Here is an 18,513-nt window from a genome sequence, read left to right on the forward strand (position 1 = left end):
AGGCTTTGCCTATAATAAGCAACTCTATTTTTGCGGGAATAAGTCATGTCTCAAAAGATCAATGCAACAGATGTTACTGAAGAAGAAGCTTTAAATGCGGTTTTCTTTGAGCGTGCGGATGAATTTATCAAACAAGCCAATGATTTTTGTCGCCCGCCAAAAGGTGAAAAACCAGATCCAGCTGAACTCCGTGGTCAAGTAAGTGCGGCAATGTTATTTGCTAGTGCCCGTTTTAACACATGGGTAGCAGCAAATAACTTTAAAGATGGCAATGAAATGCGTGATGCTAAAGATCAAGTCATGTCTTATCTTGTGCAACAATTTCAAATGATGCTTGAAGATAATTTCGATGAATATTGTGAACAATTCGAAAATTATTTACGTTTCCGTAAAAATGAAGATTTTCACGCGCATAAACATGATCATTAATATGATTTAAATACCCAAATAAAAAGCCACGATTGAGTGGCTTTTTATTTATAAAGAAGACTTTATTTTTTTGCTGCCTGACCATATTGGTCAGCCATAACCTCGACTAAATGTTCAGGTTTAATATATTTTTTAATTGCTGCATTTACGTCTGCAACAGTCAGTTTAGTTAACTCTTGGTCATGTCGAACACGGTCTTGTAATGTTTTACCAGACTCAAGCTGGAGATTTAACATACCATGAATATTACGTTCATCTTCTAATGCCGTAACTCGTTTCTTCATGATATCTGCTTTTGCAGCTTCAAGCTCTTGCTGTGTCACACCATTTTTCAACAAGTCATTCAACACCTTATGTATTGATGCAGAAACTTGCACTGAGCGACCCGAAGTGTAATTTGCGCTAATGCTTAAGGCCCCAACATTCGTATCACGATCAAGCTGTAATCCACTTCCAAAACCATACACTAATGCATTTTTCTCACGAAGCTCTTGAGCCAAACGTGATGAAATTTGAGACTCACCTAAAATATAGTTAAGCAAAATGAGAGCAGATGCATCTGGATGGTTTTTCCCAACGGGCAGTGAAAGCACGCTTTGGTAACTACCAAATTCGCGCTGCTCAGATAAAACATGAACTTGCTGTGCTGGAAAATCGACATGATTAATCAAGATTTTTTGATAAGGCTGTTTACCATTCCAACGACCAAATTCCTGATTAAGTAATTTCTGCATTTTTTTCGCATCAAACTTGCCCGTAATCGCGATTTGAGCATGGTTCATTGCAAAGAAACGCTCGTACAACTCTTTCACTTGTTCTTGAGTGGCATTTTTCAATTGCTGCTTTGCCAACTCTGGTTCAAAGTGGTAACGCAAATCTCCCGGTTGATATTCTTCCAGTAAACGGGAAAGTGTTAAGCCAGCAACTACATCTGGCTCGGTATAAGGACGATCAAGGCTTGATAAACTTTGCGATTTAATTAAATCAAATTGAGATTGCTCAAATTTCGGATTTTTCATCACATCAAGAACAAACTTGAAATACTCATCAAATTTTTCTGATTTAGATTGAATGTTAATGGTCATGCCATTGCCATCGGCACTTGCATAAGCAGCCCCGCCCGCATCAATCGATTTATCGGCAATATCCTGCAAGCTATATTTATCGGAACCACGTAGTAATAAATATGAGGTTAAATCGACTACCGTACCTTTATTAAATAAAGATTTCTCTGTTCCGAAATCCATCGTAATTGTGGCATAAGTACGATCATCACGAGTTTCAACTGGGAATAAAGCATACTTCATTCCATTTGTCAGTTTTCCACGAATAATCTTTTTCTCATTACTTTCTACATACTGTTTTGAGGTTTTTAAAAACTCAGTTACTTCTTGTTGATAGGCTTTCGGGTCTTTTAAAGGCTCTGCCTTTGCTTCTACCTGATCTAAGGTTTTAGGCGCATCTTTTGAGTTTTGTTGTTGAGCTTTCTTCTGGTCTTCAGGTGTTGGCAAAATATCACCGTCAATACGATGCTCAGCAACAAGGAACTGTTTTAAAGTTTGATTTACTTCATCTAGCTTAACGTTTTTTACCGAATCCAGATCTTTAAAATATTGATCCCATTGCCCACCAGCGACCGTGTAATCACTCAAACGCGAACCAAGTGCCACAGCATCTTTAGTGATTAAGTCGCCTTGAGTTTTCATTAAACTCTTAACACGATTTAATTCAACTTCAGTAAAAGGCTTTCCTTTTTCAATACCCGAGAGTAAAGAGCTTTCAACTTTTTTAGGGTCATTACTTGGCGCATAAATGGCGCCCAGGAATACCACATTAAAATCTTGGTCTAACCACGTACTAGCTTCAACATTTGTGGTAATGCCTGTTTCAACCATATCCTGATATAAATGGCCACTTGGTTGCATGGTATATAGCAAAGGAGCTAAAGCGAGTGTCGGCTGAATTTTGGTATTTTTTCCATTCATATAGATATGGAATTTAGCGAGATCGCTCCCCTTTTTCACCACGAACTGACGATTTTTTATTTTTGTAGAGTCTAGTACAGGAATCTGTACAGCCTTCGGAACTTCTCGTGCCGCGATTGGACTAAAATATTGATCAATTGTTTTTAATACATCTGTTTTATCGAATTTACCCGAAACAACCATGACAGCATTATTCGGTGCATACCAGCTACGATAAAAGCGGTCTAGCTCAGGCATTTTAATAGATTTAAGCTCAGGCAAATCACCAATCGGTAAACGACCTAAATATTGATTGCCATAAGCTGATTTCCACATTTGGTCCATTAAAACAGCAAAAGGCTGATCCATACGGACTTCACGTTCACGCTTTACGATTTCAATTTCAGAAGGAACAAATTTTTCTTGTAGAACCAATTTATCCATACGTTCAGATTCAAGATACAACACTTCATTGAGTGCAGTCTTTTCCGGACGAACGATATTGGTATACTTGGTCGAATAATAATCTGTGCTTGCGTTCGTCATCAACGTATATTGATCTAAACGACGCTGGAATTCTTCCCCTTTAACATTTTTTGTCCCCTTAAAAGCCAAGTGTTCAAGTAAATGAGCTAAGCCGCTTTTGCCTTGCGGATCATTTAATGAACCTGTTAAATAAATGGTATTAATAAAGATTTTATTTTCTTTGTCATTCGGTGCAAGTACAATCCGAAAACCATTATCTAATTTATATTCCTCAATATTTTGCTTGCTTTTTACTAGTGTGGTTTGTGCCCAAGACGCAGCACTTAAACTAAGAATACATAGGGAGAGAGTCAGTTGTTTAAACTGCATAAACATATAAATACCAATTAATTTGAATAATAAAAAATCATTAGTTGTGGGACTATAGTAGGAAATTTAAGCTGACATTAATAGTAAAGTTTTGAAAAAAAAGCCGTTTATTTAAACGGCCTTATATTTTAAAGAAAAATTTCAGCTTGCATATAAAGTTTCCCATATCCTGAAATTTCAATACGTTCTTCAGACAGAACATTGCAATATAAAGCACCTCCACGACTAGAAGCCTGATAAGCCGTAATATTATTTTTCCCAAGCTTTTCTGCCCATAACGGCGCTATTGCCGTATGAATTGAACCTGTAACCGGGTCTTCATCGATGCCCGCGACAGGTGCAAAATAACGAGATACACAATCATATTGTTGGTCGGCTTTTGATGTTATTGCAACATCGATACCCGTTGTTGTAATTGCAGCCCGTTTACCTAAGATTTTGAGCAAGTTCATGTCAGGCTGTTCATCTAATACATCTTGAACTGATTCATATTCAACAATGTAGGCTTGAACATTTTGATAAACCGCTTTAAAAGGTTTAGTTAAAGCTTGACGTAAAATAGCCGGATAATCTTCAACTTGATGAGCTTTACGAATTGGGAAATCCATTCTGATTTTGCCATCTTCATCTTGATGAATCACAAAAAGACCTAAGTTTCGTACATGAAAATTAATGGTCTTTTTCTCGGTAAAATCCTTAAATATTACAAAAGCACTGGCAAGGGTGGCATGCCCACAAAAATCGACTTCAACTGTTGGAGTAAACCAACGAATTTCATAATTTTCAGAGTCTATGATTTTTACAAAAGCAGTTTCAGACAGGTTATTTTCAAGTGCTATCTTCTGCATTAAATCTGCATCTAGCCATTCTTTTTCAACAACCACAGCGGCGGGATTTCCACGAAATAACTCTTTTGTAAAAGCATCGACTTGATACATTTTCATGATATTCAACTCTTTTAAATTAATTCATTGTCTTCAATTTTTTTAAATATAAACAGACACAGATTTTTAAAAATTAACATTACAGCCATTATTCACACATAAAAAAACGACCCAATCCAATAAGATTGAGTCGTCTCTTACAGTTTATTAATGATGTGTTAATTCAATTTCATCTTCACTGTTTAATATTTCTTTATCTGTCTGGCCCATAAATTGACTGGTAACAACACCCGCAGTCATTGAACCATTTACGTTTAACGCAGTACGTCCCATATCAATTAATGGTTCAATTGAAATAAGAAGCGCAACCAAAGTTACAGGTAAGCCCATTGCAGGAAGTACGATCAGTGCAGCGAAAGTTGCACCTCCCCCTACTCCAGCTACACCAATTGAACTTAAAGTCACAATACCGACTAACGATGCAATCCACATTGGGTCTAGCGTATTAATTCCCATCGTTGGCGCAACCATTACCGCTAGCATTGCTGGATATAAACCAGCACAACCATTTTGGCCAATTGTCGCACCAAATGAAGCAGAGAAACTTGCAATAGATTCAGGAATACCTAAACGACGAGTTTGTGCTTCGATACTCAGTGGAATGCTTGCAGCGCTTGACCGGCTGGTAAATGCAAACGTTAAAACTGGAGCAACTTTCTTAAAGAATTTAAGTGGAGAAACACCGGTAAGCGTCAAAATAATGGCATGTACGACAAACATAATCGCCAAGCCCAAATAAGACGCCACTAAGAAACCGCCTAAGTTTAGGATATCTGCTACGTTAGAACTTGCCACAACTTTGGTCATGAGTGCAAAAACACCATAAGGTGTAAGCGTCATCACCAAACGAACCAATTTCATTACCCAAGACTGTAAAGTCTGGATTGCAGTTAAAATACGCTGACCTTTTTCTTCATCATCTTTCATTAGGTTGAGTGCTGCTATACCTAAGAACACGGCGAAGATAACCACACTAATAATTGAAGTTGGGTTTGCACCAGTTAATTCAGCAAATGGATTACTTGGAATAAAGGAAAGAATAAATTGCGGCACACTTAAATCGGTAACTTTGCCTACATAATCTGTATTAATGGCAGTTAAGCGCGCAGTTTCAGCAGCACCTTGCACCAAGCCTTTTGCCGTTAAGCCAAACAGGTTAGTAACAAATACCCCTACGAGTGCAGCAATCAGCGTTGTAAATAGTAAAGTACCAATCGTGTAAAAACTGATTTTGCCTAAAGACGATGCTTGGTGTAATTTTGCAACCGCTCCCAAAATAGACACAAATACCAAAGGCATGACGACCATTTGTAAAAGTTTTACATAGCCATTTCCAACGATATTAAACCAGCTAATAGATTCAGCAAGAATCGGATGGCCACCGCCATAAATCAAATGTAGTCCTAAGCCAAACACCACACCTAGAATTAAGCCAGCCAGAACTTTTTTTGATAAGCTCCAGTCCGTTTTACGTGTTTGGGCGAGTAAAAATATTAACCCGACAAAAACCACAATATTGATGATTAAGGGTATATTCATTCCCAAACTCCAAATTATTGCTTGTGTCATCTTTCAAGGGGGCATATTTGACCATAGCCGGCCTATATAAACTACCCTTTTCAACAATTTTATAGCATCAAGATGATTACAAACCTGCGTGAGAATATAAAATGACTTTTAAATACATATATATCACTTTTAATTTATAAATTACGTAAGATATTTATGTATAAAAATCAGCCTCCACCTAAGCAACCTTTAATTCAAATTGTTGCTCAATAAAATAAATAAATTGCTTTAAATTGGTTCCCCATGTTTCTGGTAACTGGGCAACTAAATATGTAGTGAAAAAAGCAGATTCCGTATTTAGGCCAAAACAATTGACGGACACTTTATCCACAACTTTTGCCAGATAAGACTTAGGTAATAAAGCAAAACCAACACCCAATTCTACACAACTCACAATACCGTCCAGACTTCCCATTTCCATAATTTGCGAAGGTGGAATACTAAAGTCATTCAAGAAAAGCTCTATGGCATGTCGATATGAACAACCTTGCCGAAATGCTATAAACCTTGTTTTTGCAAGGGTTGCCATGTCTGGAAAGCTCTCTTGTTGCTTAGGGCAAACCAGAACCAGCTCTTCATGCCACACTGGAAAACTATATAACTCAGGAATGGAATGTTTAGATGCTACAAAAGCACAGTCCAATTCACCCTGATGTACAGCATTTAACAAATAACGTGTCGGATGAGTTTGGAGCTCAATAGGTAAAGTAGGATATTGCTGCATACATTGATTAAGTAACTGCGGCAAACGTATCGCAGCAGTGGTCTCCATACTTCCAAGTCGGATTGATTCAGCAGGATCAATTCCACCTTCTTGAAAGATTTTTTTAGCTTTATGGTGTAGTGCAAGCATTTGAACGGCATAACTATGTAGCTGTTGTCCTGCATTGGTTAGCGTCACTGGGTTATGGCGATTTAATAAAATCACCCCCAACTCTTCTTCAAGTTTTTTTATATGGCTCGTGATATTCGATTGAACGGTATACATTTTTTGTGCAGCCAATGAAAAACTTCCACTCTCTGCGACCGCCAAGAAAAACTCTAGTGACTTTAACAACATTACACTATCTCAAAATAAGATAACTACAATCTTATTAAATCATTTTTAATGATCACAAAACTAGCTTTTAATAATAAAAAAATTGAGAGTCTTCTCATGTCTACGTTTTATCGAATGAGCTTACTTGTCTTTTTGGCAACTTGTTTAGGTATTGGAGTGTTCAGATTTTCCTATACTGCGCTCATGCCTATCATGATTGAGCAGTACCACTGGACCCATGATTTTGCCAGCTTCTTAGGGAGTGCAAATTTATTGGGATATCTCATTGGTGCCTTATTGGCGTTATTGAGTATTAAAGAAAAGTACATCCCATCCATGATCGCACTCTCAACTATTGCCGGTAGCCTCAGCCTACTATGCTGTTCATTCATGGATATGCCTCTGGTATGGTTCATTTTCTGGCGTACGGTTTCTGGTATTGCTGGCGGCTTACTTATGATTTTAGCCCCAAGCTTTGCCATGAAATACATTCCCACCACGCAAAGATTAAAAGTTAATTTTTTAGGATTTAGCGGGATTGGCGTGGGTGTGTTATCTGCCACCATTCTTATTCCTGTACTTAAAAATATACCTGTGCATTATGTTTGGGATATTTTTGCGACCATCTCCATATTAGGGAGCGTACTGCTTTATCAATTATTAAGTCGTAATAATGCTCAGATGATTAAGCCGCATTCTACCAACCTGCAAGCCTCACAAAAATCACGTTTAGGTCTTGTCATTATTATTGTCTATATGTGCAGTGCCTTTGCTTATATTCCTCACTCTCTATTCTGGATGGATTATTTATCTGGAACTTTGCATTTTTCATTAGAGCAAAGGAATTTATTTTGGGTTCTCTATGGAGCAGGAAGCTGCATTGGTGCATTTGTCGCTTATTGCTTAAGCAGAATAATAGGATATTTACACACCATTAAATGGTTATATGCCATTTACTGTCTAGCTGTTGTTTTACCTTTCTTTTCTCAGACCACTTCTTTACTCGCTTTATCGTCCCTTCTTACAGGATTACTTACTCCCGCAACGGTGTTTATTAGCTCTTATAGCCTCTTACAAATTTATGAGCAACGTTATCAAAAGCTATGGAGTCTGGCCACGATTGGGTTTGCTAGCACTCAGCTTTTAGGTGGTGTCGTCATTAGTACTTTGCATCATTTGCATTGGTCTTATGCACATCTCTTTCTTCTGGGTGGAATCGTTCTACTCTTTGCAGTTTGCCTTTTACTTCCTGTACGTCCTACTTATATCTCAACTCTCGGAGAAACCGAATCATGAAATCTCTGTTCTTCCCGCTATTTTTAATTGCCTTTGTCCTTATTATTCAGGCTTTAGATCAGAGTTATCAAAAGAAAGTCGGCATCACGAAGACCTCTAAGCACCCTGAATTTTTGCAATAAAAAAAGCCCTCAACCGAGGGCTTTTTTTAATAGAAGATTACTCTCCCATATGTTTTATAATCGCATCACCAAATTCAGAGCAACGTAACAAGGTTGCACCCGGCATTAAACGCTCAAAATCGTAAGTTACGGTTTTAGCGGCAATCGCTCCTGAAATTCCTTTAATAATCAGATCAGCAGCTTCTGTCCAGCCCATATCACGTAGCATCATTTCCGCAGACAAAATGATAGAACCAGGGTTTACCTTATCCTGACCAGCATATTTAGGTGCAGTGCCGTGAGTTGCTTCATAAACTGCAATTGCACCACCAATATTTGCACCTGGTGCAATGCCAATACCGCCTACTTCTGCTGCGAGCGCATCGGAAATATAGTCACCATTTAAATTAAGCGTTGCAATAACAGAGTAGTCTGCGGGACGCATTAGGATCTGTTGTAAAAACGCATCTGCAATTACATCTTTAATGATAATGTCTTTACCAGTTCTTGGGTTTTTAATTTTTACCCATGGACCACCATCAATCAGTTCCCCACCAAAACGATCTAGAGCCAGCTCATAGCCCCACTCTTTGAAAGCCCCTTCGGTGTATTTCATGATATTACCCTTGTGAACAAGCGTCACCGAAGGTTTATCATTTTCGATTGCAAACTGAATGGCTTTGCGTACTAAACGCTGTGAACCTTCTTTCGATACAGGTTTAATTCCAATACCACAGCCTTCTGGGAAACGGATTTTTGTCACACCCATTTCTTCTTGAAGGAATCTAATGACTTTCTTAGCTTCTTCAGAATCGGCTTTCCATTCAATACCTGCATAGATATCTTCCGAATTTTCACGAAAAATGACCATGTCAGTTAATTCTGGGTGTTGAACTGGTGATGGTACGCCTTCAAACCAACGCACTGGACGTACGCAAACATATAAATCTAATTCTTGGCGTAAGGCAACGTTGAGTGAACGAATTCCGCCACCTACTGGTGTCGTTAACGGACCTTTAATTGAGACAACAAACTCACGAAGTGCTTCAAAAGTTTCTTCCGGCATATAGCTGCCATAAATTTTATTGGCTTTTTCACCGCAATACACTTCCATCCATTCGATTGAGCGCTTGCCGCCGTAAGCTTTTAAAATAGCAGCATCTACGACTGCTTTCATGGTTGGTGTAATATCCACACCAATACCATCACCCTCAATGAAAGGAATAATTGGATGATTTGGTACATTCAGTGACAGGTCTGCATTTACTTTAATTTTGTCGCCATCTGCAGGAACCACAATCTTCTGATAACCCATTATGTGAATTCTCCCTTTTATAATACTTAATTAACTAAAAATAATTATCGATACACAATACTTTCAACTCTTCTTAACGCATAATAGCTTAATTGAAATTAATCATTTTTGGGATTTATATGAGAAATAATAAGATTTCTCACTTAAATAAACCTCAATGTTTTCTCTAGTTATTTGAAAGAAGAAGTCATTTTTTATGAAAATTGTCATTCTCAACAAACCATATGACGTGCTCTCCCAGTTTCGTAAAGACGAAGCGCATATGACCGTCTCTGACTTTGTTGATGACCCGACTTTGCGTTTGGCAGGCCGTCTTGATATGGACTCTGAGGGTTTAGTTTTTTTAACTGATCATGGTGGTCTGAATCAGTTCATTACTAACCCTGCAAATAAAAAATACAAAACGTATTTAGTTCAAGTTGATGGCGATGTAACTGAAGAAGCGCTTGAGCAGCTTCGTAAAGGTGTAGAACTTAATGATGGTATGACGCTTCCTGCTACAGCCATTAAAGTAAGTGAACCAGAATGGTTATGGGAACGTAACCCGCCTGTACGTTTTCGTGCAAACATTCCAACATCTTGGATCGAAATTTCAATTTGCGAAGGCCGTAACCGTCAAGTTCGTCGTATGACTTCTGCGGTAGGTTTTCCAACTTTACGTTTAATTCGTACGAAAATTGGTTCAATTGATTTAGTTCAACTCGGTTTAAAACCTGGTGATGTTAAAGAAATTGAGCCTTTGCTTTACCCTGATTTTAAAGATGTTCCAGCTGAAGAACCTTATCGTTCACGTTCATACGTGAAAAAACCAGGTGGTACTGGCGGTAAACCAATGGTTCGTAAGAATAAAGACGGTTCTACGAAAAAGTCTGGTACAAAACGTATTTGGCAAATGGATGAAGGTGAAAAACCTCGTCGTAAAACCAATGGTACAACTCGTCCAAATGCTAAAGCACCCCGTGGTCGTGGCCGCAATGATCGATAAGATTTAAACTTTTAAAAGCTCACGTAGGTGGGCTTTTTTAATGCCTTTTATTTTTATAACAATAAAAAAAGCCGATGTATAAACACCGGCTTTTGAGCTATTTACTAACGAGTTAGTAATTAAGCTTGAACAGTTGCAAGAGCTGCATTGAATGTAGCGCTTGGACGCATTACAGCATCTACTTTTGCTTTATCAATTGCATAGTAACCACCGATGTCAGCAGGTTTACCTTGCACTTGAGCAAGTTCAGCAATAATCTTCGGTTCTTCTTCAGCTAAAGTTTTTGCAAGAGGAGCAAATTTAGCTTTCAACTCAGCATCTTCGTCCTGTGCAGCAAGCGCTTGAGCCCAGTAAAGTGACAAGTAGAAATGACTGCCACGGTTGTCAATCTCACCCGTACGGCGTGATGGTGACTTACCATTGTCAAGTAACTTGTCAGTCGCTTCATCAAGAGTCTTCGCAAGTAACTTAGCACGAGCATTATTTTCTTTAATACCCATCTCTTCTAAAGAAGCTGCTAAAGCAAGGAACTCACCAAGCGAATCCCAACGCAAGTGGTTTTCTTCAACAAGTTGCTGTACGTGTTTTGGCGCTGAACCACCCGCACCAGTTTCGTACATACCACCGCCCGCCATAAGCGGAACGATAGACAACATTTTTGCAGAAGTACCAAGTTCCATAATTGGGAACAAGTCAGTTAAGTAGTCACGTAAGATGTTACCAGTCACAGAAATAGTATCTAGACCACGTACTACACGCTCAAGTGTGTAACGCATTGCACGAACTTGAGACATGATCTCAATATCCAAGCCATTCGTGTCATGATCTTTTAAGTACTTTTGTACTTTCTTGATCAATTCATTTTCGTGTGGACGGTACGGGTCAAGCCAGAAGATCGCAGGCATGCCTGAGTTACGTGCACGAGTTACTGCAAGTTTTACCCAGTCACGAATTGGAGCATCTTTAACCTGACACATACGCCAGATATCGCCTTCTTCAACATTTTGAGTCAATAACACTTCACCAGTGTCAAGATCGGTAATGTTTGCAATACCAGCTTCTGAAATTTCAAAAGTCTTGTCGTGAGAACCGTATTCTTCAGCTTTTTGAGCCATCAAACCAACGTTCGGTACAGTACCCATAGTCTTCGGATCGAAGTTACCATGCCACTTACAGAAGTTGATCATTTCTTGGTAAATACGAGCAAATGTTGATTCAGGCATAACAGCTTTAGCATCATATTGCTTACCATCAGCACCCCACATTTTACCACCAGCACGGATCATAGCTGGCATAGAAGCATCAACGATGATGTCGTTTGGTGAGTGGAAGTTTGTGATGCCTTTTGCCGAGTCAACCATTGCAAGTGCAGGACGGTGTTCTTGGCAAGCATGTAAATCTTCGATGATTTCTTCACGTAATGATGTTGGAAGAGTTTCGATTTTCTCGTATAACCCAGCCATACCGTTATTGACGTTAATACCTAATTCGTCAAATAACTTACCGTGTTTTTCGAAAGCTTCTTTGTAATAAATTTTCACACAGTGACCGAAAACGATCGGGTGTGAAACTTTCATCATTGTCGCTTTTACGTGTAGCGAGAACAAAATACCCGCTTCTTTACAATCATCAAGTTCTTTTTCATAGAAATCACAAAGTGCTTTCTTGCTCATGAACATTGAATCAATGATTTCGCCGTCTTGTAGCGCAACTTTTGGCTTAAGAACAATGCTCTTACCACTGTTCGTGATAAGTTCCATTTTCACGTTACGTGCGCGATCAAGTGTCATTGATTTTTCACCATGGTAGAAGTCACCTTCTTCCATATGTGAAACATGAGTTTGTGACCACTGTTTCCATTCGCTCATTGAATGAGGGTGTTTTTTTGCGTAATTTTTAACTGCTGCTGGAGCACGACGGTCAGAGTTACCTTCACGAAGGACAGGGTTTACTGCTGAACCAAGACACTTGCCATAACGAGCTTTGATTGATTTTTCTTCTTCGGTTGCAGGATTTTCCGGATAATCAGGAATTGCATAACCTTTTGATTGAAGCTCTTTGATACATGCAGTTAATTGCGCAACAGACGCACTGATATTCGGGAGTTTGATAATGTTAGTATCTGGATCTTGTGTAAGACGACCTAGCTCTGCAAGGTTGTCGGATACCTTTTGCTCTTCACTTAGGTATTCAGTGAATTCTGCGAGCACACGTGCAGCTACAGAGATGTCACTTTTAATAATCTCGATGCCAGCTGGCTTAGTAAAGGTCTCAATGATCGGCAGTAGCGAATAGGTCGCCAATAGTGGCGCCTCGTCAGTCAGTGTGTAAATAATAGTTGACTTTTCACCAGCCATATATAGCCCCTTCAGTTTGATTGAGTGTTGAGGACCGAGCTTTTGGCCCAGTGCCTACGAACCGATATGCTTAAATAAAACCCTGAGAGTATCGGCTCTCATTGCCTTCCAGTCAACGAAATATCCAGTGATAACGACATTTCGTAGCGAAATAATACATAATTCAAATATATAGATAATTTTCTGATATCTAAGTCATTGTAATACGCATATTCAGATCACTTTTTAGGCATTAAACATGATTAACTTACATGAGATATCTTTCAGTGTTCTGACAATTATTATACTTTTCATTCAAAATAAACTCAAAGGTAAAACGGATTTCACCATTTAGACGTACTTAAAAGTAAAAACCGATGTGCAAAACATCGGTTTTTTATAAACTATTTAGCTTTAATCTAAGCTTTTAACCATTTTTCAGTTTTAGCTTGATCTTCAACGACAAGTTCAACTTCGGTTAAATCAGATGTAGCGCAATCGACTTCAAAAGATATTAACTCATCACGACGGAAAGCAAATACAGTATAAGTACCACTCTGTTTTGCATACTTCTCGATAAGCTTAGTGGATGCTTTTAAACCATCAATTGCAATAATCACATCATTGGCAGAAATACCTGCTTTTGCTCCAGCGCTTTCACGGCGAGCACTTTGCACGAGCACACCTTCTGGCTTATCGACAAGTTTCAAGCCTAATGGCAAAGATTTGTCAGTTTTAACTCTATAGCTTAAGCCAAATTCAGGAAGCAACTGATCAAGTGGTAATTCATCAGTCGTGTTAATCAGATGATTAATCTGTTCAATCCAGTTATCACCCGTCAGTTCTTTACATAAATCAAAAATGGTTCGCTCATTTACTTGCATACCATTTTGAGTATTTTCATATAACCGACGCATTAAAGCATCAAGGCTAGAGCCACGTAGACGCAAGCCTAAATCTAAACATAACGCGACCAATGAACCTTTATTGTAATAGCTGGTACCCGCATTATTCGAGTTTTCATCTTGACGATAAAATTTGATCCAGGCATCAAAACTTGATTCGGCAACTGTTTGAACAAAACGACCTGGGTTTTGCAAATAGCGATCAATTTGTGCTTTGAGTAAATCAAGATAAGACTTCTGAGAAATTACGCCACTACGCAATAAAATCAGGTCATCATAATATGAAGTAAAGCCTTCAAATATCCAAAGTAAAGAGGTGTAGCCTTCTTGATGCAAATTATAATTTGCAAAGTTTTCTGGACGGATAAACTTTACTAACCATGAATGAAAATATTCATGACTACATAAGCCTAAAAAGCGTTGATAATCTTTAGAAGGTTCAGTCGGTTCATTCGATTTTGGCAAATCGTCACGTGGTGTAATCAAACTTGTGCTATTACAATGTTCTAATCCACCATAACTATTCCCTGTTGCCATCGTCATAAAGGTATAGTTTTTAAATGGCGCCGAACCGAACATATTTATTTCAGCTGCACAAATCTTTTCAATATCAGCTTTTAAGCGATCAATATTGGTCGTGTGCGAACCAGAAATCACGAACTCATGTTCAATACCATGCGTTTCAAAATTAAAGCGTGTTTGATCAGCCAGTTCAAACGGGCTATCAATCAGTTGATCATAATGATCGGCTTTTAAAGTAAAGCGCCCTTTGACTAGACTTTTTGAAGCTAAGCCGGTTGCTAACTGAAAATGCTTTAACTCATCTGGCAAGAAAACTTCGACTTCACAAGCAGACTGTTCTTGCCCATCTAAAGCCAAACAGACACACGCTGGATTAATATATAGACGCGTCTGGTCTACATATGCACCACGTACAGACAAATCATATGCATAGACATCATATTCAATCGTCATTAATTCGTGATCTGTATTAAATAAACGCCAGCGATTCTTGCTCGTTTTTTTAATGTCCAGCATACGTCCAGCTTCATCATAAGCTTTAACGGATTCAATATGTTTTGAGAACTCTCGAATTAGATAACTACCCGGGATCCACGTTGGTAGCCAAAGTTCCTGATTCGGATTGGCTAAAAAACGAATTGTCACGTGAACAAGGTGTTGTTTGTAATCATCGAACTCAATTTGATAATGCAACATAAATTCTTCAATTTAAAATAAGAACGGCTTCACATTAGATTATCACTTTTTTGTATCGTCTTGCGTAGATGTATTTTTTGGCAACAATTCCCACTAGCCTTCCATAAAAAAAAGGCATAGCATGCTGTGCATCTGTGTCCCGTATTTGCCAGTAAAAGTTAAGGTCATCCGTGAAATTTTTTCTATCTCTTTTTACCCTCTTCAGTATTTTCTGCACTACCCTAACCAATGCTGCGTTACTCAATATTGCACCTGAAAGTGTTGAAGCCGCCGCATGGACTATTGTAGATACTCAATCGGGTCAAATTATTGCCGAGCATAATAGCCATGTGCAACGTGCACCAGCATCTTTAACCAAAATGATGGTTGCTTATATTGCCTTAAAAGAGATTAAAGCTGGAAAGCTGAAAAAAGAAGAAATCATTACTGCAACACCGGTAGTAAGTGTCGTGCAGTGGGATGAATCACAAATGTATCTTAAAGCTGGTGAACAAATTTCAGTTGATCAGCTATTGGCAGGCTTAATTGTGATGTCTGCGAATGATGCAGCCGTGACTTTAGCTGAAAAAATTTCTGGTGATGTTCCTCACTTTGTACAACGTATGAATCAGGAAGCTCAAGCTTTGGGTATGAAAGATACTCATTTTAGTAATCCTCCCGGAATTACCATGCCTGATCATTACACTACGGCTCATGATTTAAGCTTATTAGGTCAGGCTTTAATTAAACAAACTCCCGAATATTTACATTATTCAAAAATGCCAAGCTTTAGCTACAACCAACGCTTCCATCATGCAACAAACCTTGCACTGAAATATGACCCATCTGTTGACGGTCTAAAAACTGGTTACACTAAAGCCGCTGGTTATAATTTGGCATTAACGGCGTCTCGCCCTTCATTCTCATCTGACTTAGCTCAAAGACGTTTATTAGTAATCGTTTTAGGTACACCAAGTGCGGTAAAACGAGCTGAGATTGCAGATAAGTTAATGAACCTTGCTTATGCTTACACACGCGATGAAGTCATCATTCCTGAGCAGAAATTAATTGCCGAACTGCCTGTTGTAAAGTCGACTTTAAAAATGTTTAAGGTCGCAACAAAGCAACCGACGATTGTAACGACGTCGCTATATGCAGACCCAGCACCAATTGACTTAAATACTTTTGACAATGTGACTCAACGCATTCAAGTACTTGATAGTAATTTACAGCCAAAAGTGATTGCTCCACTCGAAAAGACTCAAACACATGTAAACATTGAACTAAATGAAAAACAGTTAACTGCACCATTAATGAAAGTCATGAGTTTGGCAACAGTATCTATTTATCAAAACAACCAGCTGATCCGTAGTCTTCAAATTGAAGATAACGTACATATTGAAGAAGCCAATATTTTCCAAAGAATCATGATGTGGTTTTCTAGCCTCTTCTCTATTTTTTCATCGAGTGAACATAGTGCTGCAAAACTCTACCCTGTAGATTCGCACTAAAAACATCAAATTGTGCACAGATGCACAATAAATTTTATAAATAAAAGATGGCATAATTCAGCCATCTTTTTTTATAGAAAAATAATTAGGTGATAAAAATGACCCAAAATTTACATCATATTGTAATTGTTGGTGGTGGTGCTGGAGGCTTAGAGCTTGCGACACAACTCGGTGAAACTTTTGGGAAAACTCATAAAGCGAAGATTACGTTAATTGACCAAAACCTAACGCATATCTGGAAACCTTTGCTTCATGAAATTGCTGCTGGTTCTTTAAATCCACACGAAGAACAAACTAACTATTTTGCACATGCAGAAAAGCATCACTATGAGTTTGTATTAGGAACATTAGTTGGGGTTAATAAAGATAAAAAATTAATTGATTTAATTCCCCCTCAGGTTTCTAAAGAACAAAATACCAATATTCAGCAATTGAGTTACGACACGCTTATTTTAGCGCTTGGTTCTGTGTCAAATGACTTTAATACGGCAGGCGTACGTGAAAACTGCCATTTCCTCGACAGCAGAAAACAAGCCGATATTTTCCAGCAAGATTTATTACATCTGTACATTGAAGCTCAAAACCAACCAAATCAGCGGACTTTAAATATTGGAATCGTTGGTGCTGGTGCAACAGGTGTAGAACTTGCTGCCGAGTTAATTGAAACCACTAAAAACTTTTATCGATATGGTTTAAAAAAGATTCACCCAAACCAAGTCAAAATTACATTGATTGAAGCATCCGAGCGTATCTTACCTGCCCTTAGTGAAAAAACAGCTGAGCATAGTGCAAAACAGCTCAAAAAAATGGGCATTGAAGTTTTAACCAAACATCGCGTTGAAAAAATTGATGAGCATTCCATCTATTTTAGTAATGGTGATCAATTAAAAAGTGATATTACCGTCTGGGCTGCTGGTGTAAAAGCACCTAAAGTTTTAGAAAGCTTTACTGATTTTGAACGCGATAATATTAACCGCCTCATGGTCTACGCAACATTACAAACCTATTCCGATCCAAATGTCTTTGCATTTGGTGATTGTGCCCGTTGCCAACTTGATGCAAGACATCCTCCACTTGGACCGCGTGCTCAAGTTGCAAGCCAACAAGCGAGCTTTTTAGTCGATGCTATGGCTGCTCGACTTAATGGCCGATCACAACCCATGTTTAGCTTTAACGACAAAGGTTCGCTTGTGTCTTTAAGCCGTAATAAAGCCGTTGGAGAATTACTTGGCGATGTAAGTGTGCAAGGATATATTGCCAAAACAATGTACGTATCTTTATATCGTTTACATCAAGCAACGATTCACGGGTACACCCAGGCTGGACTACTCACAATGAAAGATTTACTTACAAGACGTGTACGTCCAAAAATTAAACTATATTGAGTTGAATTTTTTAAGTTCATCCCTATTTAGATAAAAACGCATTATATAAAAGTGTTAAAGATTCAAATTTTGTAGTCTACAAAATTTATTTTTCACTTTATGATGTACGCTTTAATTGATTGAATGGATCAAAAACATGACTGCTATTGCAAATAACCACGTGGTTTCATTCCACTACAAATTAACAAACGCTGAGGGTGAAACACTTGATCAATCTCAAGGTGAACCACTTGCCTATTTGCACGGTGCAGGCAATATCATTCCTGGTTTAGAAAATGCATTAACAGGTAAAACTGTTGGTGAAAAATTTACTGTTAACGTACCAGCAGCTGAAGGTTATGGCGAATATAACCCAGACCTAGTTCAAGAAGTTCCAGCTCAAATGTTCCAAGGTGTTGAGAACATTCAACCTGGTATGCAATTCCAAGCGCAAACAGATGACGGCGTTCAGATCGTAACTGTTAAAGCGGTTGAAGGTGACAACATTGTTGTTGATGCTAACTTCCCACTTGCTGGTCAAGATTTAACTTTTGAAGTTGAAATCGTAGAAATCCGTGAAGCTTCTGAAGAAGAATTAGATCACGGTCACGTACACGGTGCGGGTGGTCATCACCACTAATTCATCTGTAAAGATGATAAGAGCAAAGCTTCGGCTTTGCTTTTTTTATGTCTTTATTTTATA

The 18,513-nt window shown here is 38.4% G+C and carries 14 protein-coding genes; 7 read left to right on the forward strand and 7 right to left on the reverse strand.

All coding sequences use genetic code 11. The features are described 5' to 3' along the window. Window positions 1-45 precede the first annotated feature (45 nt). Entirely contained in the window at window positions 46-429 is a 384-nt protein-coding gene (locus BMW38_RS05655) for a DUF3144 domain-containing protein (protein WP_003650402.1), read from the forward strand. 62 nt (window positions 430-491) lie between these two features. On the opposite strand, the gene BMW38_RS05660 is transcribed toward BMW38_RS05655, so the two are convergent. The 4 genes from BMW38_RS05660 to BMW38_RS05675 form a co-directional block, all read right to left on the reverse strand. Beyond that, window positions 492-3,254, reverse strand: coding sequence for a M16 family metallopeptidase (locus BMW38_RS05660; protein ID WP_092706473.1), 2,763 nt, complete (start codon window positions 3,252-3,254; stop codon window positions 492-494). 122 nt (window positions 3,255-3,376) lie between these two features. Further along, window positions 3,377-4,192, reverse strand: coding sequence for a PhzF family phenazine biosynthesis protein (locus BMW38_RS05665; protein WP_092706475.1), 816 nt, complete (start codon window positions 4,190-4,192; stop codon window positions 3,377-3,379). A 147-nt stretch (window positions 4,193-4,339) separates the two neighbouring features. Then, window positions 4,340-5,731 (reverse strand): L-cystine transporter, encoded by a 1,392-nt coding sequence (locus BMW38_RS05670; RefSeq protein WP_004643616.1) that lies wholly within the window; start codon window positions 5,729-5,731, stop codon window positions 4,340-4,342. 208 nt (window positions 5,732-5,939) lie between these two features. Continuing rightward, on the reverse strand, window positions 5,940-6,821 hold the full coding sequence (locus BMW38_RS05675; protein ID WP_092706478.1) for a LysR family transcriptional regulator: 882 nt from the start codon (window positions 6,819-6,821) through the stop codon (window positions 5,940-5,942). A 48-nt stretch (window positions 6,822-6,869) separates the two neighbouring features. Between BMW38_RS05675 and BMW38_RS05680 the strand changes: the two genes are divergently transcribed. Together BMW38_RS05680 and BMW38_RS05685 are read left to right on the forward strand one after the other, a co-directional pair. Then, the gene (locus BMW38_RS05680) at window positions 6,870-8,096 is read left to right on the forward strand and encodes a YbfB/YjiJ family MFS transporter (protein WP_213031103.1); all 1,227 of its coding nucleotides are present in this window, start codon (window positions 6,870-6,872) and stop codon (window positions 8,094-8,096) included. Further along, window positions 8,093-8,218: a hypothetical protein gene (locus BMW38_RS05685; protein WP_005038964.1), complete on the forward strand. Its 126-nt coding sequence runs from the start codon at window positions 8,093-8,095 to the stop codon at window positions 8,216-8,218. The genes BMW38_RS05680 and BMW38_RS05685 overlap by 4 nt, the downstream gene beginning before the upstream one ends. A gap of 37 nt (window positions 8,219-8,255) precedes the next feature. Here BMW38_RS05685 and icd read toward each other — a convergent pair whose 3' ends face one another. Further along, window positions 8,256-9,512: an NADP-dependent isocitrate dehydrogenase gene (icd, locus tag BMW38_RS05690; protein WP_003650391.1), complete on the reverse strand. Its 1,257-nt coding sequence runs from the start codon at window positions 9,510-9,512 to the stop codon at window positions 8,256-8,258. A gap of 196 nt (window positions 9,513-9,708) precedes the next feature. Here icd and BMW38_RS05695 point away from each other — a divergent pair, with 196 nt between their 5' ends. Next, a complete protein-coding gene (locus tag BMW38_RS05695; protein ID WP_003650388.1) occupies window positions 9,709-10,497 on the forward strand; it encodes an rRNA large subunit pseudouridine synthase E in 789 nt (262 codons plus the stop codon). Window positions 10,498-10,616: 119 nt separating this feature from the next. On the opposite strand, the gene BMW38_RS05700 is transcribed toward BMW38_RS05695, so the two are convergent. Next, on the reverse strand, window positions 10,617-12,854 hold the full coding sequence (locus tag BMW38_RS05700; protein ID WP_092706482.1) for an NADP-dependent isocitrate dehydrogenase: 2,238 nt from the start codon (window positions 12,852-12,854) through the stop codon (window positions 10,617-10,619). Window positions 12,855-13,252: 398 nt separating this feature from the next. Continuing rightward, window positions 13,253-14,956, reverse strand: coding sequence for a M61 family metallopeptidase (locus tag BMW38_RS05705; protein ID WP_092706484.1), 1,704 nt, complete (start codon window positions 14,954-14,956; stop codon window positions 13,253-13,255). Between the two features lie 170 nt (window positions 14,957-15,126). Between BMW38_RS05705 and BMW38_RS05710 the strand changes: the two genes are divergently transcribed. From BMW38_RS05710 to BMW38_RS05720, 3 genes are all read left to right on the forward strand, one after another. Continuing rightward, window positions 15,127-16,446, forward strand: coding sequence for a D-alanyl-D-alanine carboxypeptidase PBP6B (locus tag BMW38_RS05710; RefSeq protein ID WP_092706486.1), 1,320 nt, complete (start codon window positions 15,127-15,129; stop codon window positions 16,444-16,446). Window positions 16,447-16,544: 98 nt separating this feature from the next. Continuing rightward, on the forward strand, window positions 16,545-17,831 hold the full coding sequence (locus BMW38_RS05715; RefSeq protein WP_092706488.1) for an NAD(P)/FAD-dependent oxidoreductase: 1,287 nt from the start codon (window positions 16,545-16,547) through the stop codon (window positions 17,829-17,831). Window positions 17,832-17,967: 136 nt separating this feature from the next. After that, window positions 17,968-18,450 (forward strand): FKBP-type peptidyl-prolyl cis-trans isomerase, encoded by a 483-nt coding sequence (locus BMW38_RS05720; protein WP_003650377.1) that lies wholly within the window; start codon window positions 17,968-17,970, stop codon window positions 18,448-18,450. The last annotated feature ends 63 nt before the right edge of the window (window positions 18,451-18,513 follow it).

Origin of the sequence: Acinetobacter sp. yr461, from assembly GCF_900110445.1 — a bacterium.
GTDB classification, from domain to species: Bacteria; Pseudomonadota; Gammaproteobacteria; order Pseudomonadales; family Moraxellaceae; genus Acinetobacter; species Acinetobacter calcoaceticus.

What these genes read in the sequence shown, in the direction of transcription:
- BMW38_RS05655 (WP_003650402.1), top strand. Translation starts at nt 46, where the DNA reads ATGTCTCAAAAGATCAATGCAACAGATGTTACTGAAGAAGAAGCTTTA.
- BMW38_RS05660 (WP_092706473.1), bottom strand. Translation starts at nt 3,254, where the DNA reads ATGTTTATGCAGTTTAAACAACTGACTCTCTCCCTATGTATTCTTAGT.
- BMW38_RS05665 (WP_092706475.1), bottom strand. Translation starts at nt 4,192, where the DNA reads ATGAAAATGTATCAAGTCGATGCTTTTACAAAAGAGTTATTTCGTGGA.
- BMW38_RS05670 (WP_004643616.1), bottom strand. Translation starts at nt 5,731, where the DNA reads ATGAATATACCCTTAATCATCAATATTGTGGTTTTTGTCGGGTTAATA.
- BMW38_RS05675 (WP_092706478.1), bottom strand. Translation starts at nt 6,821, where the DNA reads ATGTTGTTAAAGTCACTAGAGTTTTTCTTGGCGGTCGCAGAGAGTGGA.
- BMW38_RS05680 (WP_213031103.1), top strand. Translation starts at nt 6,870, where the DNA reads ATGATCACAAAACTAGCTTTTAATAATAAAAAAATTGAGAGTCTTCTC.
- BMW38_RS05685 (WP_005038964.1), top strand. Translation starts at nt 8,093, where the DNA reads ATGAAATCTCTGTTCTTCCCGCTATTTTTAATTGCCTTTGTCCTTATT.
- icd (WP_003650391.1), bottom strand. Translation starts at nt 9,512, where the DNA reads ATGGGTTATCAGAAGATTGTGGTTCCTGCAGATGGCGACAAAATTAAA.
- BMW38_RS05695 (WP_003650388.1), top strand. Translation starts at nt 9,709, where the DNA reads ATGAAAATTGTCATTCTCAACAAACCATATGACGTGCTCTCCCAGTTT.
- BMW38_RS05700 (WP_092706482.1), bottom strand. Translation starts at nt 12,854, where the DNA reads ATGGCTGGTGAAAAGTCAACTATTATTTACACACTGACTGACGAGGCG.
- BMW38_RS05705 (WP_092706484.1), bottom strand. Translation starts at nt 14,956, where the DNA reads ATGTTGCATTATCAAATTGAGTTCGATGATTACAAACAACACCTTGTT.
- BMW38_RS05715 (WP_092706488.1), top strand. Translation starts at nt 16,545, where the DNA reads ATGACCCAAAATTTACATCATATTGTAATTGTTGGTGGTGGTGCTGGA.
- BMW38_RS05720 (WP_003650377.1), top strand. Translation starts at nt 17,968, where the DNA reads ATGACTGCTATTGCAAATAACCACGTGGTTTCATTCCACTACAAATTA.